The sequence below is a fragment of the Kitasatospora sp. NPDC058162 genome, from assembly GCF_042884005.1.
In the GTDB taxonomy this organism is placed as follows: domain Bacteria; phylum Actinomycetota; class Actinomycetes; order Streptomycetales; family Streptomycetaceae; genus Kitasatospora.
Genome location: NZ_JBHVUS010000002.1, coordinates 259630 through 275995, shown reverse-complemented (window position 1 = coordinate 275995; position 16366 = coordinate 259630). Strand labels below are relative to the sequence as shown.

The 16366-nt window shown below is 72.8% G+C and carries 16 protein-coding genes; 8 read left to right on the top strand and 8 right to left on the bottom strand.

Features of this window, described 5'->3' with window-relative positions; genetic code table 11:
* Positions 1–3 precede the first annotated feature (3 nt).
* Positions 4–381 carry a hypothetical protein gene (locus tag ACFVXG_RS04740; protein WP_387924326.1) on the bottom strand — a complete coding sequence of 126 codons (378 nt, stop codon included), beginning with the start codon at positions 379–381 and terminating at the stop codon, positions 4–6.
* A gap of 75 nt (positions 382–456) precedes the next feature.
* Positions 457–1644, bottom strand: coding sequence for an acyl-CoA dehydrogenase family protein (locus tag ACFVXG_RS04735; RefSeq protein WP_387924324.1), 1188 nt, complete (start codon positions 1642–1644; stop codon positions 457–459).
* An 89-nt stretch (positions 1645–1733) separates the two neighbouring features.
* Between ACFVXG_RS04735 and ACFVXG_RS04730 the strand changes: the two genes are divergently transcribed.
* Together ACFVXG_RS04730 and ACFVXG_RS04725 are read left to right on the top strand one after the other, a co-directional pair.
* Positions 1734–2273 (top strand): GNAT family N-acetyltransferase, encoded by a 540-nt coding sequence (locus ACFVXG_RS04730; RefSeq protein ID WP_387924322.1) that lies wholly within the window; start codon positions 1734–1736, stop codon positions 2271–2273.
* A gap of 86 nt (positions 2274–2359) precedes the next feature.
* Positions 2360–2680 carry a hypothetical protein gene (locus ACFVXG_RS04725; protein WP_387924320.1) on the top strand — a complete coding sequence of 107 codons (321 nt, stop codon included), beginning with the start codon at positions 2360–2362 and terminating at the stop codon, positions 2678–2680.
* A gap of 157 nt (positions 2681–2837) precedes the next feature.
* On the opposite strand, the gene ACFVXG_RS04720 is transcribed toward ACFVXG_RS04725, so the two are convergent.
* Both ACFVXG_RS04720 and ACFVXG_RS04715 read right to left on the bottom strand, forming a co-directional pair.
* A complete protein-coding gene (locus ACFVXG_RS04720) occupies positions 2838–3146 on the bottom strand; it encodes an AzlD domain-containing protein (protein WP_387924869.1) in 309 nt (102 codons plus the stop codon).
* Positions 3146–3928 carry an AzlC family ABC transporter permease gene (locus ACFVXG_RS04715; protein WP_387924318.1) on the bottom strand — a complete coding sequence of 261 codons (783 nt, stop codon included), beginning with the start codon at positions 3926–3928 and terminating at the stop codon, positions 3146–3148. Before ACFVXG_RS04715 ends, ACFVXG_RS04720 begins: the two co-directional genes overlap by 1 nt.
* 204 nt (positions 3929–4132) lie before the next feature.
* Here ACFVXG_RS04715 and ACFVXG_RS04710 point away from each other — a divergent pair, with 204 nt between their 5' ends.
* Positions 4133–4723 (top strand): helix-turn-helix domain-containing protein, encoded by a 591-nt coding sequence (locus ACFVXG_RS04710; protein WP_387924316.1) that lies wholly within the window; start codon positions 4133–4135, stop codon positions 4721–4723.
* Positions 4724–4906: 183 nt separating this feature from the next.
* Here ACFVXG_RS04710 and ACFVXG_RS04705 read toward each other — a convergent pair whose 3' ends face one another.
* Positions 4907–6787, bottom strand: a complete 1881-nt coding sequence (locus ACFVXG_RS04705) for a cholesterol oxidase substrate-binding domain-containing protein (protein WP_387924314.1) — start codon at positions 6785–6787, stop codon at positions 4907–4909.
* Between the two features lie 273 nt (positions 6788–7060).
* Positions 7061–7384 (bottom strand): hypothetical protein, encoded by a 324-nt coding sequence (locus ACFVXG_RS04700; RefSeq protein ID WP_387924312.1) that lies wholly within the window; start codon positions 7382–7384, stop codon positions 7061–7063.
* Positions 7385–7514: 130 nt separating this feature from the next.
* Between ACFVXG_RS04700 and ACFVXG_RS04695 the strand changes: the two genes are divergently transcribed.
* On the top strand, positions 7515–8336 hold the full coding sequence (locus ACFVXG_RS04695) for a carbon-nitrogen hydrolase family protein (protein ID WP_387924310.1): 822 nt from the start codon (positions 7515–7517) through the stop codon (positions 8334–8336).
* Positions 8337–8464: 128 nt separating this feature from the next.
* Positions 8465–9871 carry a class II fumarate hydratase gene (locus ACFVXG_RS04690; RefSeq protein ID WP_387924308.1) on the top strand — a complete coding sequence of 469 codons (1407 nt, stop codon included), beginning with the start codon at positions 8465–8467 and terminating at the stop codon, positions 9869–9871.
* A 99-nt stretch (positions 9872–9970) separates the two neighbouring features.
* On the opposite strand, the gene ACFVXG_RS04685 is transcribed toward ACFVXG_RS04690, so the two are convergent.
* On the bottom strand, positions 9971–10441 hold the full coding sequence (locus ACFVXG_RS04685; RefSeq protein WP_387924306.1) for an SPW repeat protein: 471 nt from the start codon (positions 10439–10441) through the stop codon (positions 9971–9973).
* A 185-nt stretch (positions 10442–10626) separates the two neighbouring features.
* Here ACFVXG_RS04685 and ACFVXG_RS04680 point away from each other — a divergent pair, with 185 nt between their 5' ends.
* Positions 10627–11193, top strand: coding sequence for a PadR family transcriptional regulator (locus tag ACFVXG_RS04680; protein ID WP_387924304.1), 567 nt, complete (start codon positions 10627–10629; stop codon positions 11191–11193).
* 138 nt (positions 11194–11331) lie between these two features.
* Positions 11332–13047, top strand: a complete 1716-nt coding sequence (locus ACFVXG_RS04675; RefSeq protein WP_387924302.1) for an acyl-CoA dehydrogenase family protein — start codon at positions 11332–11334, stop codon at positions 13045–13047.
* 126 nt (positions 13048–13173) lie between these two features.
* Here ACFVXG_RS04675 and ACFVXG_RS04670 read toward each other — a convergent pair whose 3' ends face one another.
* Entirely contained in the window at positions 13174–13869 is a 696-nt protein-coding gene (locus tag ACFVXG_RS04670) for a response regulator (protein ID WP_387924300.1), read from the bottom strand.
* Positions 13870–14156: 287 nt separating this feature from the next.
* Between ACFVXG_RS04670 and ACFVXG_RS04665 the strand changes: the two genes are divergently transcribed.
* Positions 14157–16253, top strand: a complete 2097-nt coding sequence (locus ACFVXG_RS04665) for an ATP-binding protein (protein WP_387924298.1) — start codon at positions 14157–14159, stop codon at positions 16251–16253.
* The last annotated feature ends 113 nt before the right edge of the window (positions 16254–16366 follow it).

Below are 16366 nucleotides of genomic sequence, written 5' to 3'. Positions count from 1 at the left end.
CCGTCAGGGCTCCGGCCGGAACTCGTGGACGACCTCGATCCGGCCGACGATGTGCCGGTTGAACTCCGCCAGTTCCTCGGCCGGGACCCAGAGTTCGAGGATCGTCCGGCCGCCGGCCTGCTGCACCGGGTAGCGGGCGAGGAAGTCCGTCTCCACCTCGAAGCGGGTGACGTAGCCGACGCCGGAGGCGGGCACGTTCCAGTCGCGGGCGATCCTGACCGCGTAGTCCTCGTTCAGCACGGGGTAGAAGATCGGCTGCTCGGGCAGCCGGGGCGGCCAGGCGCGCCGGTCGGCGGCCTCGACCAGGGCCAGCTCCTGCGGGCCGGTGGGGCGCCACAGGGTGGTGGTCGGGGGCTGCTGCCGGACGGGCTGACTGGTCATGGTGGGGACGGTAGCCGGGCCGCGAGGGGCCCGGCCACCGGTTTTTCGCTGCTCAGGGCGGGGGGGGACGGCCCGTCAGCGGTAGGCGGACTCGCCGGTGATGGCCTCGCCGAGGACCAGGGTGTGGATCTCGCTGGTGCCCTCGTAGGTGAGCACCGACTCCAGGTTGTTGGCGTGCCGCAGCACCGGGTACTCGGTGGTGATGCCGTTGGCGCCGAGGACCGTCCGGGCGCTGCGGGCGACCTCCAGCGCGGCGCGCACGTTGTTGAGCTTGCCGAAGCTGACGTGCGGCGCGCGGGCCGCGCCCTCCTCCTTGAGCCGGCCGATCCGCAGCGCCACCAGGTACGCCTTCTCGACCTCCAGCATCATCTCGACCAGCTTCTGCTGGGTCAGCTGGAAGCCGGCGATCGGACGGTCGAACTGGATCCGGCTCTTCGCGTAGTCCAGGGCGGCGGTGTAGCAGTCGCGGGCGGCGCCGACGGTGCCCCAGAGGATGCCGTAGCGGGCCTCGTTGAGGGAGGAGAGCGGCCCGCGCAGGCCGGTGACGCCGGGCAGTACGGCGTCAGCGGGCAGCACCACCTCGTCGAAGGCCAGCTCGCTGGTGACGGAGGCGCGCAGCGAGAGCTTGCCGTGCACGTCGGTCGCGGTCAGGCCGCGGGTGCCTTGCTCGACCAGGAAGCCGCGCACCCCCTCCTCGGTCTGCGCCCAGACCACGGCGACGTCGGAGATGCTGCCGTTGGTGATCCACATCTTGCTGCCGGACAGCACCCAGTCGCCGCCCGCGCCGCCCTTGCGGACCGCCCGGGTGCGCATGTTCGCCGGGTCCGAGCCGAAGTCGGGCTCGGTGAGGCCGAAGCAGCCGATCAGCTCACCGGCCGCCATCCCGGGCAGCCAGCGCTGCTTCTGCTCCTCGGAGCCGAAGGCGTGGATCGAGCGCATCGCCAGCGAGCCCTGGACGGAGACGAAGCTGCGCAGCCCCGAGTCGGCCGCCTCCAGCTCCATGCAGGCGACCCCGTACGCCACGGCGCCGGCACCCGCACAGCCGTAGCCGTCCAGGTGCATGCCGAGCACGCCCAGGGCGCCCAGTTCGGGGGCGAGTTCGCGGGCCGGGAAGACGCCGCGCTCGAACCAGTCGCCGATGTGCGGGCGGATCCGCTCCTCGGTGAACCGGCGGACGGTGTCGCGGATCAGCCGCTCCTCGTCGGTGAGGAGGTCGCCGACCGCGAGCAGGTCGGACGGGTCGATCCGGGTCGGCTTCGGCATTGAAGCTCCTTGTAGTCTCGGCGGGACATCGGCGAGTATTCCGCAACCCGTCCGGCCGGGGGCCGACGGGAGCGAGTGAGGAAGGCGACATGTCCGGCACGGTGTACGTGGTCGACGAGGTGACGGCCGAGGAACTGGACGGCTCGGTGGGCGAGTTCGCCGGGCTGCTGACGGAGACCGTCGACGGCGGCGCCTCGGTCGGGTTCCTCGCCCCGCTGGACCCGGACGAGTCCGCGGTGTGGTGGCGGGCGCTCGTCCCGGAGGTCGCGGCCGGACGGCTGGTGCTGTGGACGGCCCGGGCGGCGGCCGACGGGCGGCTCGCCGGGACGGTGCAGCTGCGGCCGGCCACGCCGGCGAACGGGCGGCACCGGGGCGAGGTGGCCAAGCTGATGGTGCACCCGGCGGACCGCGGTCACCGGCTGGCCGGACGGCTGCTGGCGGCGCTGGAGGAGCGGGCGGCCGAGTCTGGGATCCGGCTGCTGGTGCTGGACACCGAGACGGGCAGCCCGGCCGAGCGGATGTACGAGGCGGAGGGCTGGACCCGGGTCGGCTCGGTGCCTGACTACGCGGCCGATACGACCGGCGTGCTGCACCCGACCACGATCTTCTTCAAGTCGCTGGTGCGCTGAGGAGATCTGCCGGGCCGAACGGGCCGTACGGGCGGAATGGGCCGAACGGGCACAGTCGATACGGAACACGGAAGGGGAGGCGGGGCATGGCTCGTTGGGCGCTGGTCGTCGAGGAGACGGTGGGCATCGGCAAGGACCGGACCTGGGGCAACAAGGTGCTGGCCGAGGTCGAGGGCACCCGGGAGGAGGCCGTCGCGGAGCTGCGGCGGATCGTCCCCACCTACACCCCGGAGCACCCGATGGGCAGCCGGCAGCAGACGCTGCTGCGGGACGGGGACACCTATCTGCTGATCTCGCGGGGAAGCATGCGGGACTACCACTGCGTGTTCAAGGTGTGGGAGATGCTGTGGGACAGCAAGCGGCCCGAGGTGCAGGCGGAGCGGTTGACGGGTGAGGGTGACGAGTGACCGGTGACGGGTGACGCCTGACGGGTGACAGATGTCAGCGAACAGATTTCAGATAACAGATGACAGATTTCGAAATCTGTCATCTGTTATCTGTTAGCTGAATGTTGTTCGCCATTTCGCCGTCCGCGACCCAAGGCTTGAGGCCCGCGGCCCGCCGTCACCCCACCCCGCACAGCCGCAGCACCGCCGCCGTCGCCGCGCCGGCCACGACCACCGCCGGGAACGGTGCCCGGCGCCACGCGAGCACGCCCGCGACCAGCACTCCCGCCGGACGGGCCCACCCGGCGAAGCCGTGCCCCTGGGTCAGCGCACCGGTCGCCACCAGCGCGACCAGCAGCACCGCCGCCGCGACGGCCAGCAGGTGCCGCAGCCGGTCGGAGAGTGCGAGCCGGTGCCCGAGCAGCGGACCGGCCACGCGGTAGGCGTACGTCCCCGCGGCCAGCAGCAGGACGGCGTACCAGGGCATCATCGGACGTCCTCCTTCACGGCCCCCACGGCAACTCCCGGCTCCGCCACCGGCCGTGCCACCGGCGCCTCCCCCTGCGACTCCTGCGACTCCTGCACTTCCTGTGCCTCCGCCGGCTGCGGCCGTCCGGCGAACAGCAGCCCGACCAGGGCCAGCAGCACGGGCAGTCCGCCCGGCACGAACGGCGCGACCGCGACGGCCACCACCGCGCCCGTGGCCGCCGCCGTACGGGTCCCGCGGTCCTTGAGCGAGGGCAGCACCAGGGCCAGCAGTACGGCCGGGAAGGCCGCGTCCAGGCCGAGCGCGTCGGTGTCCCCGATCAGCCCGCCCGCGAGCCCTCCGAGCAGCACCGAGACGTTCCACACCACGAACAGCGATACCCCGCAGAGCCAGAACGCCGCCCGGCGGCGCTGCGGATCGCGCTGTTGCAACGCGAAGGCCGCGCTCTCGTCGGTGAGCATCTGCGCGCCGAACATCCGTCGCCACCAAGGACCTTGGAGGACGTCGGCGACGGCGAAGCCGAAGGGCAGCAGGCGGGCGTTGAGCACCAGCCCGGTGGCGACGGCCGCGAGCGCGCCGCCGCCGGACAGCACCACGCCGACGGCCGCGAACTGCGAGCCGCCCGCGAAGACGAGGACGGAGAGGGCGACCGGCACCCAGAGCGGCAGGCCGCCGGACACGCTGATGGCACCGAAGGAGGCACCGACCAGCCCGTCGGCCAGGCAGACCAGGGCGATGTCGCGCAGGGTGGCGTGTTCCAGTGTTCGAAGTAGCGAACGCATGTCCATCAGAGTGAACCCGACGGGCCCGGTTCGTCAAGGCGAACAGAAAGACCGGCAGAGCGAACGAACCTTGTGGACGACACCCCGGGGGGCGACCGTGGCAGCATGAACGCCAACCAGCCGGAACCCGTCGACACCAGCCGACACCGGCACCAGCAGCGGGAAGCCGACCGAAGGGGCCTGGAGAAAGCGTGAGTGGCGAGCATGAGTGACCGGACCACCCGGCCCGAGGGCGCCAACGGCTCCGGTACGGAGCTGATCGGCCAGATCGCCGCGTCCATCCGGCGCGAACGCGAGCGCAGCGGACTGTCGATGACCGAGCTGGCCCGCCGGGCCGGCATCGCCAAGTCGACGCTCTCCCAGCTGGAGTCGGGCGCAGGCAACCCCAGCGTGGAGACGCTCTGGGCCCTCGGAGTCGCGCTGAACGTACCGTTCAGCCGACTGGTCGACCCGCCGCGCCCGACCGTCAAGGTGCTGCGGGCCGGCGAGGGCCCGGTGACCCACTCCGAGCAGGCCAACTACGCGGCCACCGTGCTCTCCTCCTGCCCGCCGAACGCCCGGCGCGACATCTACCGGATCGAGGCCCAGCCGGGCGAGACCCGGGCCTCCGACCCGCACATGCCCGGCACCGTCGAGCACGTCATGATCGGCTCGGGCCGGGCCCTGGTCGGTCCGACCGAGGCACCGGTCGAGCTGGGCCCGGGCGACTACGTCAGCTACCCCGGGGACGCCCCGCACGTCTTCCGCGCCCTGGCTCCGGACACCCTCGCCGTGATCGTGATGGAGCACATCTGACGCACCGCCGCCGAGCCCCGGAAGCAGACGGCGCGTAACGGATGACAGAAAACAGCTGACAGATAACAGATTTCGAAATCTGTTATCTGTCAGCTGTTAGTTGTTAGTTGTTCGCCGTCAGTCGTTCGCCGTCACACCTCGAACCGGGCCTCCGGGGTCACCGCGCCCCCGGGGCCCTCGCGGCTACTTCAACAGCCCGTCCAGGAACGGGTTCCCGAACACCCGGTGCGGGTCGTACCGGTCGAGCGTGGCGACCGCCTCATCCCAGCCGGGCCCGCCCCCGGCGCGCAGGCTGTCGGGGATGACCCGGCCGATCAGGTCCTGGTCGGCCCAGGCGGCGTCCGCCGTGTACGCCCAGCCCTTGGACCACTCGACCCGCATCCCGGCCCGGGTGCCGTCGAAGGTGCGCAGCAGCCACTGCTCCAAGTCCCGGGCGAAGCGCTCCAGTCCGGGCGTGCCGGGGAAGGCGAGGACGTCGAGCCAGACGGCGGTGTCCCACTCCGGACGGTCCGCCCGCGGGCGCAGCGCGGACAGCAGCGGGGGCCGGGCGCCGGGGACGCCCGAGTAGGACGGGTCGTCCAGGCCGGTGACCCGGATCTCCACCGCGCCGTTCACCGGGAACTCGCCCCGGGCCTGGTACTCGGCGAGCAACTGCCGGTAGTAGGCGGCGAATTCGCTGACCACCCACTGCAGGTCGGCGCGCTTGCTGAGGATCGTGTAGCCGTTGGCGGTGACCCGCAGCGTGGTGGGCCGGACGTACTGCAGCAGGGCGCGCGAAGGGCCCCAGAGGTCGGAGCGCAGGCCGCCGGCGAGCAGGTGGGTGATCAGGTCGCCGGTGAGCAGGTCGCGCAGCAGGCTGCCGGAGAGCAGGACGTCGGTGAGGTCGCCGGTGAGCGCCACCTTGGCCACGAGGTACTGGAGTTGGCCGAACAGCGGGGCCGATCCCCAGGCGCCGGAGACGATTTGGCCGGCCAGCCGGGCGACCGGTTCCGGAATGCTGTCCGAGAAGGGGTAGTTGTAGGGCTGGTCGACGGCGCGGGAGGCGAGCGGCTTGCTCGGGGCGACGGTCCAGGTCTTGAGCCACGGGTACTCGGTGTAGGCGAACCAGATCGCCTCGACCCGGCCGTCGCGCTCGACGAAGTCGGCGAGGGTGCGCGGGCCACCGCCGCCGCCCAGCAGTCCACCGAGCACACCGCCGAGCAGTCCCCCGCCGCCGGTGGCGGTCCCGGGGCGGGCGAACAGGTCGTTCGCCGGGATGTCCAGCCGGCTGACGCAGCGCAGCGGGCGGTCGGCTCCGGCGCGCAGCACGACCTCGGTGAGGAAGGCGCGGCCCAGGTGCACCAGGAAGGCGGCGCTGTCGGCCTCGGAGCGGTCGAAGGTGCGCAGCGCGTAGCGGCCGGTGGCCGGGTCGAGGACGACGGCGGTGAGCTTGACGACCTGGTTGCTGACCGAGCCGTAGCCGTGCCCGTCCGGGCGCAGTTCGCCGCCGGCGGTGGTGGCGGTGCCGTGGCCGCCGATGGCGAGCACTCCGCCGACGGTGAGGTCCCCCGGCGCCGGGCAGGCCGTCAGGCCGAGGCCCCGGTCGGCGAGGTGGGCGAGCAGCGCCTCCATGCTCGCGCCGGTCTGCACCCGGACGGTGGTGGGCGAGTCGGCGGTGATGGCGGTGAGGTACCGGTTGGTGTCCACGAGCAGGACCCGGGCGTCGGCCGGGGTCCCGTTGGCGACGGTGAGCGGCGCCCAGGTGTGCCGGTAGCCGGTGGCGCGCAGGCGCCACCCGTTGGCGTGTGCCCAGTCGGCGAGCGCCGGGACCTCCCCGGGGGTGCGCGGAGCGCAGGTCCACAGCTGGTCGGTGCGGATCTCACCGGACCAGTTCTGGAACACCCGCTGGTACAGCTCGGTGCCGGTCGGCAGGCTGGGCGGTACGGGTGTGGCCGCCTCGGCGCTGTCCGGGCCGATGGTGCCGCGCAGCAGCCAGGCCGCGCCACCGAGCGCCGCCGAGGCGCCGAGCAGTCGGCGCCTGGTCAGGCCGCGGTGAGTGTCGTTGCCGTCGTGCTCTGTGGTCATCCGGTCCGCCCCCTGTGTCGGTTCCCCGGGCCGGGTCGCGGCGCTCCGGGGCGGTCGGCGTCCGTCCGACCCGACCAGGAGCGTACGAAGTGCCGTACGACCGTTTGAAGCGATCCGGCCGGGATCTCACTCGTTCGAGTGATCATGGCGCGAACGGCTGAGAACCGTCCGATCCCGCTCCCTGATCGGCTCGGAAACGCCGCAACGGCCGGGAGCGCCCACGGCCGTGACCGACCCCCCGAGCGGGCGTGCGGTCGGTCGGCCGGGAACGGCTCAGCGCGGCGCGGCGAGGGCGGACTCCGCGTAGTGCTGCCACCGGTCGGCCGCCGTACCGGGCAGGCAGACCCAGTCCTTCATCGGCCGACCGCCCGCCGGGTCGAACAGGTGCGCCCCCGCCAAGGCGAGCGCCTCGGCGTGCTCCGCGGACTCCCGGCCGAGCCGGCACACCAGCTCGTCCCCGCGCAGCCCGGCGAAGGCCTTGCCGTTGACGTCCTTCAGGCAGGGCATGCCGAACATCTGCGAGCGGTGGGCGCCGCGGGGCGCCAGTTCGTCGGCGATCGCGTCGTAGCGGGCGGCCGCGGCCTCGTTGCTGGTCATGCCGCCATGGTGGGGCCCAGCCGGAGCGGTCGTCCAGCGTGGCTTCGGCGGACGTCGAACCGTTGCCCAGCCGATCGGCGGAGCCGTAGGTTGATCTTGACCGCCCCCACCCCCGCCCGGAGGCCCCGCCATGCCCTCGTCCGCGCCGCCCACCGACGCCGTCGCCGCCCCCGTCACCACCCCAGCCTCCGTCGCCGCCCCGGCCGCCGTCACGGCCCCAGCCCCCGTCACGGCCACCGTGACGGTCGCCGTCGCCCAACCCGTCTGCGCCGCCCCCGGCCGGCCGGACACCCTGGCCGTCAACGCCGCACGGCACGCCGAGGCCGTCCGGGAGGCGGGGACCCGCCTGGTGGTGTTCCCCGAGCTGTCCCTGACCGGCTACGACCTGGCCGCCCCCGCCGTGGACCCGGCGGACGCCCGGCTGGCCCCGCTGGTCGAGGCCTGCGCCGCCACCGGTGCCCTGGCGCTGGTCGGCGCGCCGGTCGCGGAGGCCGACGGGCGCGAGTCCATCGCCACCCTGGCGGTCACCGGCGAGGGCGCCGCCGTCGTCTACCGCAAGATGCGCCTGCACGGCCCGGAGCTCGACCGGTTCAGCCCGGGCGGGGAGCCCGTCGTACTGGAGCTGGACGGCCTGCGGCTGGGCCTGGCGGTCTGCGCCGACGCCGCCGACCCGACCCACGCCGAGGAGACCGCCGCGCTCGGCATCGACGCCTACGTCGCGTCCACCCTGTACGGCCCCGGCCCCGCCCAGGCCGCGCGGCTCGCCGGGCACCTGCGGGAGCGGACCACCGCGCACGGGGTCTGGGGCGTGCTGTCCACCAGCGCCGGAGCCAGCGGCGAGTTCCCGGAGACCTCCGGCCGCTCCGGCGTGTGGGCGCCGGACGGCACGGTGGTCGGGCAGCTCGGCGCCGAACCGGGCGGGCTGCTCCGCGCCGAGTTGCCGCGCCGGTAGCCTGGGCGCGCATCACCCGCGACGGACCGGCCGCCCCGGACGGAAATACCCGGGGCCCGCGCGCGGCTGTCGTGACCGGAAGACCCGTGACCGGGCCGGACGGGCCCGTACAGGAGGTACAGCGCGCGATGGGTGACGAGCGGGAGAAGCCGCAGGAGTACCGGATCGAGCACGACTCGATGGGCGAGGTGCGGGTGCCGGCCGCCGCGAAGTGGCAGGCGCAGACACAGCGGGCGGTGGAGAACTTCCCGGTGTCCGGCCAGCGGCTGGAGCGCGCGCACATCGCCGCGCTGGCCCGGGTCAAGGCGGCCGCGGCGCGGGTGAACGCCCGCCTCGGGGTGCTGGACGAGGAGACGGCCGGGGCGATCGCGGCGGCGGCCGAGGAGGTCGCGGAGGGGCGCTGGGACGACGAGTTCCCGGTGGACGTGTTCCAGACCGGCTCGGGCACCTCGTCCAACATGAACGCCAACGAGGTGATCGCCACCCTGGCCGGCGAGCGGCTGGGGCGGCCGGTCCACCCGAACGACCAGGTGAACGCGAGCCAGTCGTCCAACGACGTGTTCCCGTCCTCGATCCACATCGCCGCCACCGCCGCCGTCACCCACGACCTGATCCCGGCGCTGGAGCACCTGGCGGAGGCGCTGGAGCGCAAGTCGGTCGAGTTCGCCCAGGTGGTCAAGTCCGGCCGCACGCACCTGATGGACGCCACGCCCGTGACCCTCGGCCAGGAGTTCGGCGGCTACGCGGCCCAGGTGCGGCACGGGCGGGAACGGCTGCTGGCGACCCTCCCCCGGGTCGCCGAACTGCCGCTCGGCGGAACGGCGGTGGGCACCGGCATCAACACCCCGCCCGGTTTCCCGGCGGCCGTCATCGAGGAGGTGGCGCGTGCCACCGGGCTGCCGCTGACCGAGGCCCGCGACCACTTCGAGGCGCAGGGCGCCCGGGACGCGCTGGTCGAGCTGAGCGGCCAACTGCGCACGGTAGCGGTCGGGTTCACGAAGATCGCGAACGACCTGCGGTGGATGGGCTCCGGTCCGCGCACCGGCCTGGGCGAGATCAACCTGCCCGATCTGCAGCCCGGCTCGTCCATCATGCCGGGCAAGGTGAACCCGGTGCTGCCGGAGGTCGTACTGATGGTCGCCGCCCAGGTGGTGGGCAACGACGCGACGGTGACGCTGGCCGGCGCGAGCGGCAACTTCGAGCTGAACGTGATGCTCCCGGTGATCGCCCGCAATGTGCTGGAGTCGGTGCGGCTGCTGGCCAACAGCGCCCGGCTGCTGGCGGACCGGACGGTGGACGGCATCACCGCGAACGTCGAACGGGCCCGCGAGTACGCGGAGTCCTCGCCGTCGGTGGTGACGCCGCTGAACCGGTACATCGGGTACGAGGAGGCGGCGAAGGTCGCCAAGCAGGCGCTGGCCGAGCGGAAGACCATCCGTCAGGTGGTGCTGGAGCGCGGCTACGTCGAGCGGGGCGCGCTCACCGAGAAGGAGCTGGACCGGGCGCTGGACGTGCTGCGGATGACGCGTCCCTGACCGGCGCCGGACCGGGACCCGGATCGAACCGGTCGGACGGGCGCCGGGGCGCGGCGGGCACTCGTGCCCTCCGTGCCCCGGCGCGGGCTGCGGGGAAGGTCAGCCCTTGGCGCGGCCGGCCCGGCCGAGCCGCATCGCTGCTCCGTTCGACGTGATCGTGGCCATCGAGAGCGCCGCGAGGCCGAGCAGGAACATCACGGCACCGACGATGACGCAGGTGACGATGTTCTTGCCGTGCGCGACGGACCCGGAGACGGCCCAGGGAGAGATGATCGTCCAGATGCCGAGCGCCGCGGCGGCCCAAGCCCTCGCGTGGGTGCGCTCGTAGGCCGAGCCGTAGCCGGCCATCAGTACCGTGTAGGCCAGCCCGACGATCAGGCAGGTCACGGTCAGGGTGCTGAACGCGGTGAAGCCGACGATCCACGGCGATGCCGCGAGGAAGAGGCCGGCGAGTACGGCCAGGGCTTCCACACCCTGGGCGCGGGGGGTCGAGGTGACCCGTTCGTAGTGTTCCCGGAGTTCGACGATGTCCGGGTGGTGCTCCATGCCCGTGGGCATGTGGGTTGCCACCGTTACCACCTCCTGTGGTTCGGACCAGGAAAGGGGCAAGCCCCGTACCTATTTTGGCGCTTCTCCAAGGTTTTGCACCTGATAGTCCGGAATGACCGATAACCATCCGATCACGCCGGTGACCTGCGTCTCAACACTCCGAGGGTCCATTGCCTATGCAACTCGTTGCATAGCAGGATGCGGGCATGGCACTGGAGCACGCGATCCTCGTCTCGCTGCTGGAGCAGCCCGGCTCCGGGTACGAACTGGCCCGGCGCTTCGACCGCTCCATCGGACGCTTCTGGACCGCCACCCACCAGCAGATCTACCGGGTGCTGCGGCGGATGGAGGCGGACGGCTGGGTCGCCGCCGAGGAGGTCGCGCAGGACGGCCGACCGGACAAGAAGGTCTACTCGGCGGCCGGGCCCGGACGGGCCGCGCTGTCCGACTGGCTGCGCGAACCGGTCGAACCGGAGACGGTGCGGCACGAGCTCGCGGTCAAGATCCGGGCCGCCGCCTTCGACGACCCGGCCGCGCTGATCTCCGAGGTCGAACGGCACCGCGAGAGCCACGCCGCCCTCCTCGCCCGCTACCTCCACGGCGAGCAGCGGGACTTCCCCGACCTCACCGCACTGGACACCCGCCAGGAGCTCCAGCACGTGGTGCTGCGCGGCGGGATCGAGTTTGAGCGGATGACCCTCGCCTGGCTGGACGACGTGCTCGCCACTCTGCGCCGGCTCGCGGCGGACGGACGGGGAACAGCGAACAGATGACAGACAACAGATAACAGAGTTTGAAATCTGAAATCTGTTCGCTGAAATCTGTCATCTGAATTCTGTTCGCCCCCTCCGCCCGCCGCGTCCCGCCCCGCTCCACCGAGCCCTCTCACCCTCGACCCCTGGGAGCCCCCGATGCTCTTCAACCCGCGCACCTACGACCCCGCGCAGTTCGACGAGCCGACCCGTCGGCTGCTGCGCGCGACCGTCGACTGGTTCGAGACCCGCGGCAAGAAGGCGCTCATCGACACCTACATCGACCGCGCCTGGTACGGCGACTTCCTCGAATTCGCCGCGCGGGAAGGCCTGTTCGCGGAGTTCCTGACCCCGTCCGCGGCCGACCCCGACAAGCGCTGGGACACCGCGCGGATCGCCGAGCTGAACGAGATCCTCGGCTTCTACGGCCTCGGCTACTGGTACACCTGGCAGGTCACCATCCTGGGCCTCGGCCCGGTCTGGCAGAGCGAGAACGAGGCCGTCCGGGCCCGCGCCGCCAAGCTCCTCGCCGAGGGCCACGTGATGGCCTTCGGCCTGTCCGAGCGCACCCACGGCGCCGACATCTACTCCACCGACATGATCCTCACCCCGGACGGCGAGGGCGGCTTCACCGCGACCGGCCCCAAGTACTACATCGGCAACGGCAACGTGGCCGGCCTGGTCTCGGTGTTCGGCCGCCGCTCGGACGTCGAGGGCCCGGAGGGCTACGTCTTCTTCGCCGCCGACAGCCGCCACGAGGCGTACCACCTGGTCAAGAACGTGGTGAACGCCCAGATGTACGTCAGCGAGTTCCGCCTGGAGGACTACCCGGTGCGGGCCGAGGACGTGCTGCACACCGGGCAGGCCGCCTTCGACGCCGCGCTGAACACCGTCAACGTCGGCAAGTTCAACCTCTGCACCGCCTCGGTCGGCATCTGCGAGCACGCGATGTACGAGGCCGTCACGCACGCCCACAACCGGGTCCTGTACGGCCGCAAGGTCACCGACTTCCCGCACGTGCGACGGGAGTTGACCGACGCGTACGCCCGCCTGGCGGCGATGAAGCTGTTCAGCGCGCGGGCCGTGGACTACTTCCGCACCGCCTCCGCCGAGGACCGCCGCTACCTGCTCTTCAACCCGATGACCAAGATGAAGGTCACCACCGAGGGCGAGAAGGTCATCGACCTGATGTGGGACGTCATCGCGGCCAAGGGCTTCGAGGCGGACACCTACTTCGACAAGGCCGCCAAGGACATCCGCGGCCTGCCGAAGCTCGAGGGCACCGTGCACGTCAACCTGGCGCTGATCCTCAAGTTCATGGGCAACTACCTGTTCGCGCCCGCCGACTACGAGCCGGTGCCGACCCGACTGGACGCCGCCGACGACGCCTTCCTGTTCCGCCAGGGCCCGGCCCGCGGCCTCGGCGCGATCCGCTTCCACGACTGGCGCGCCGCCTACGACCGGAACGCCCAGCTGCCGAACGTCGCCCGCTTCCGCGAGCAGGCCGACGGCTTCTGCGAGCTGCTGCTCAAGCACGCGCCGAGCAAGGAGCAGCAGGCCGACCTGGACTTCCTGCTGGAGATCGGCCAGCTGTTCGCGCTGATCGTCTACGGCCAGCTGGTGCTGGAGCAGGCCGAGCTGACCGGCCTCACGGCGTCCGACGAGGGTGGCGCCGTGCTGGACCAGGTCTTCGACGCGCTGGTCCGCGACTTCTCCGCGCACGCGACCGAGCTGCACGGCAAGGCCTCCGCCACCGAGGAGCAGGCCGCCTGGGCGCTGGCCAACGTGCGCCGCCCGGTCGCGGACGCCGAGCGCGCCGCGAAAGTGTGGGCCCGGGTCGAGGCGCTCTCGGGCGCGTACGAGATGCAGCCGTAGGTCCGGAAGGGCCAGGAGGACCCCGGGGGTGCCGGTCGGCGGACCGGCACCCCCGGACTGTTCCCGCCGCCGTCCGGCCTGGCCCGGCGGTGGCCCGACCGTCATTCAGCCGTGGTTCAGGCGTGCTCAGCCGTCGCCGAGGCCCATGTCGCGGGCCCGGGCGACCGCCTCCGCGCGGGTGGCCACGTGCAGCTTCTCGAAGATGTGGGTGACGTGGTTGCGGACGGTCTTCTCCGCGACCACCAGCTCCCGGGCGATCCGCCGGTTGTCGTGGCCGCGCGCGACCAGGTCCAGCACCTCGGCCTCGCGGGCGGTGAGGTCGGGGAAGAGCTGTCCCGCCTCGCGCATCTTCGCGCCGGCCAGCAGGGCGGTGATCCGCCCGGCGACCTCGCCGCCGAACACCGCGCCGCCCGCGGCGACCGTCCGGACGGCGTGCAGCACCTCCTCCCGCCCGGCGCCCTTGACCAGGTAGCCGCGGGCGCCCGCCTGGAGTGCGGCGAGCAGGTTGCCGTCGTCGTCCGACATGGTCAGCATCAGCACCGGCGGGGACTGCTCCTGGGTGGAGAGCCGGCGGACGGCCTCGAGCCCGGAGCCGTCGGGCAGGGAGAGGTCCATGATCACCACGTTCGGCCGGTGCCGGGCGACCGCCTCCGGGACGTCGGCGACCCGCTCGGCCTCGGCCACCACGGTGACGCCCTCGGCGCTCTCCAGCGCCGCCTTGAGCCCCTCGCGGAAGAGGGGGTGATCGTCGACGATCAGTACCCGAACGGGCGTTGCCCCGCCCACCGGGCCCGACGGTGCGGCCAGCTGCTGTTCATCCACCCGGCCGACACTAGCAGCGGCGATCACGTGACTCTCCGTGACATGCCCGGAGGTCGTCCGCACGGCGGGGGTGCCGCCCGGCGCAGCCCTGTCTTCCGCCGTTCCGCCCGCCGCAACCCAGCCCGTCGCCGTCCCGCCCGCCGCGGTCCCGCCCGGGATGCGTGACCGCTGCCTCAGGCGTCCGGGACACCGAGCCGACCACACTGGGACCGAACCCCTGGGGACGAGGCGCCGGCGGACCACGTCGCGGCCGGCGGAACACCCGCTGTCCAGAACGAGGTGGTGCCATGATCACGGTGTCCTCTCCCCCGCACCGCACCCGGGCCGAGCGGCAACTGACCGCCGCCGCCGTCGTCACCGCGCTCTGCTTCGTCGCCGCGACGGTGTGGATCTGCTACGTCCTCGTCCACCTCGGCGAACCGGGCGTCTCCCACCCCCGCGACCAACTCGCCATCCTGGTCTACGCCTTGCCGACCGCCGGGGCGGGCATGCTGCTGCACGCGCACCGCCCGGGCAGTCCGCTGGGCTGGGTGATGCTCGTCTACGCGGCCACCGACATCCTCCCCAGCGTGGCGGCCGCACCGCTCTGGGTCGAGGTCCGCGCCCCGGACATCGCCGGCGCCGTGCTGGCCTTCGACACGCTGTTCAGCGCGGCCAACGTGACGCTCATCTACGCGCTGCCGCTCTGGCTGCCGGGCGGCCGGCTGACGACCCGGCGCTGGTGGTGGTTCATCGGGGCCGTCTTCCTGTGGGTGACCGCCGAGGTGGCCCAGAGCCTCGCCGACCCGACGACCTACGGGCGCACCAACCCGCTGGCCGACAGCCCGCCCGCGCACCTCGCCACGACCGTGGTCGACGGCCTGGGCGGCCACGACCTGCTGATCAGCGAGTGCGTGCTCGGGTTCGTCGCACTGGTCCTGCTGTCGCGGCTGCTGCGGCCGGCCGTCCCGGGCCGCGACGGGAGGGAGGCCCGTCGGCACCGGCTGCGGGTGGCGGGGATGCTCGGGGCGTACCTGCTCTGGGTCGGCCTGCAGGACTTCTACCAGCGCAACCGCGCCGAGCACTACTGGCTCAGCTACTGGCTGTTCACCGGGGCGGGAGCGGTCTGGGCGGTCGCGGTCGGCTTCCTGGTGATCCGGGACCACGGCTGGCGGCTCGACCGGGCGGCCCGCAGCGTCCTGATCGGGCTGTTGCTGGGCACCGGAGTCACCGGGCTGTTCGTGGTGGCCGCCGCCGTACTGTCCAACTCGCTGCTGCCGGGGCGCGGCGGGGCCGCCCTGCTGCTGATCGCCCTGGTGTACGCGCTCGGCGCCACCCTGCCCCGGGCCGCGCGGCGGGCCGTGGCCGTGGTGGACCGGCTGTACTACGGCGAACGGGCGCAGCCCTACCAGGTGCTGCGGACGCTCGCGGGGCGGGTGCGGCAGGTCGTCGACCCGGAGCAGCTGCCGGCGGCGCTGTGCGCGACGGTCGCCGAGGAACTCAGGCTGCCCGGGGTCGCCCTGGCCGTCACCACCCGGGCCGGACGGCGCACGCTGGCCACCGCCGGTCGGCTGGACGGCCGCAGCCAGGGCTTCACCCTCGTCCACAACGGGCTGCCGATCGGCGAGTTGACCGTCGGCCTGCGGGCGGGCGAGGAACGGCTGGCGGCCACCGACGTCGACATCCTGCGCTCGCTGGCCGACCAGGCCTCGCCCGCCGTCGCCTCCCTCCAGCTCCAGGAGGACCTGCTGGCCAGCCGGGAGCAGATCATCGCCGCACGGGAGGAGGAACGGCGGTGGCTGCGGCGGGACATCCACGACGGGCTCGGTCCGGCCCTGGCGGGCCTGCGGCTGCGGGTGGACAACGCGGCCTCGGCGGCAGACGCCGGGCTCGCGGATCCGCTGCACACGGTCTCGGAGGGCCTGGGGATGGCGATCCGGGAGGTCCGCCGGATCACCGACCGGCTCGGGCCGGCGCCGCTGGGCGAGCTCGGACTCGCCCGGGCGGTCGGGCAGTTGGCGGACAACTTCAGCGGGGCGGGGCTGACCGTGACGACGGAGGTCTCGCCGGAGCCGCTGCCGGAACTGCCGGCGGCGGTGGAGGTCGCGGCCTACCGCATCACCGCGGAGGCGCTCAACAACGTGCTGCGGCACGCCCGGGCCCGGACCGCGCGGGTGACGCTCCGGGTGGACGACGAGGCACTGACCCTGACCGTGCAGGACGACGGGGTGGGGTACCAGGAGACGGGGAGCACCGACGGGCAGCCGGGCGGCGGGGTCGGGCTGCGGTCGATGGCGGACCGGGCGGCAGAGATCGGCGGGCGCTGCACCATCGGGCCGCTGCCGCAGGAGCACGGCACCCAGGTGCTGGCGGTGCTGCCGCGCTCGGCGGCGGCCGACCGGTAGGGGCAGCGGGGGGCGGGACTCGGTCGACGGCTGGGAGCTGACAGATGACAACTAACAGATAACAGATAACAGATAACAGATTTCGAAATCTGTCAGCTGTTATCTGTTGGCTG

Coding starts and splice junctions, on each gene's coding strand:
- ACFVXG_RS04740 (WP_387924326.1), bottom strand. CDS start 381: ATGACCAGTCAGCCCGTCCGGCAGCAGCCCCCGACCACCACCCTGTGG.
- ACFVXG_RS04735 (WP_387924324.1), bottom strand. CDS start 1,644: ATGCCGAAGCCGACCCGGATCGACCCGTCCGACCTGCTCGCGGTCGGC.
- ACFVXG_RS04730 (WP_387924322.1), top strand. CDS start 1,734: ATGTCCGGCACGGTGTACGTGGTCGACGAGGTGACGGCCGAGGAACTG.
- ACFVXG_RS04725 (WP_387924320.1), top strand. CDS start 2,360: ATGGCTCGTTGGGCGCTGGTCGTCGAGGAGACGGTGGGCATCGGCAAG.
- ACFVXG_RS04720 (WP_387924869.1), bottom strand. CDS start 3,146: ATGCCCTGGTACGCCGTCCTGCTGCTGGCCGCGGGGACGTACGCCTAC.
- ACFVXG_RS04715 (WP_387924318.1), bottom strand. CDS start 3,928: ATGCGTTCGCTACTTCGAACACTGGAACACGCCACCCTGCGCGACATC.
- ACFVXG_RS04710 (WP_387924316.1), top strand. CDS start 4,133: ATGAGTGACCGGACCACCCGGCCCGAGGGCGCCAACGGCTCCGGTACG.
- ACFVXG_RS04705 (WP_387924314.1), bottom strand. CDS start 6,787: ATGACCACAGAGCACGACGGCAACGACACTCACCGCGGCCTGACCAGG.
- ACFVXG_RS04700 (WP_387924312.1), bottom strand. CDS start 7,384: ATGACCAGCAACGAGGCCGCGGCCGCCCGCTACGACGCGATCGCCGAC.
- ACFVXG_RS04695 (WP_387924310.1), top strand. CDS start 7,515: ATGCCCTCGTCCGCGCCGCCCACCGACGCCGTCGCCGCCCCCGTCACC.
- ACFVXG_RS04690 (WP_387924308.1), top strand. CDS start 8,465: ATGGGTGACGAGCGGGAGAAGCCGCAGGAGTACCGGATCGAGCACGAC.
- ACFVXG_RS04680 (WP_387924304.1), top strand. CDS start 10,627: ATGGCACTGGAGCACGCGATCCTCGTCTCGCTGCTGGAGCAGCCCGGC.
- ACFVXG_RS04675 (WP_387924302.1), top strand. CDS start 11,332: ATGCTCTTCAACCCGCGCACCTACGACCCCGCGCAGTTCGACGAGCCG.
- ACFVXG_RS04665 (WP_387924298.1), top strand. CDS start 14,157: ATGATCACGGTGTCCTCTCCCCCGCACCGCACCCGGGCCGAGCGGCAA.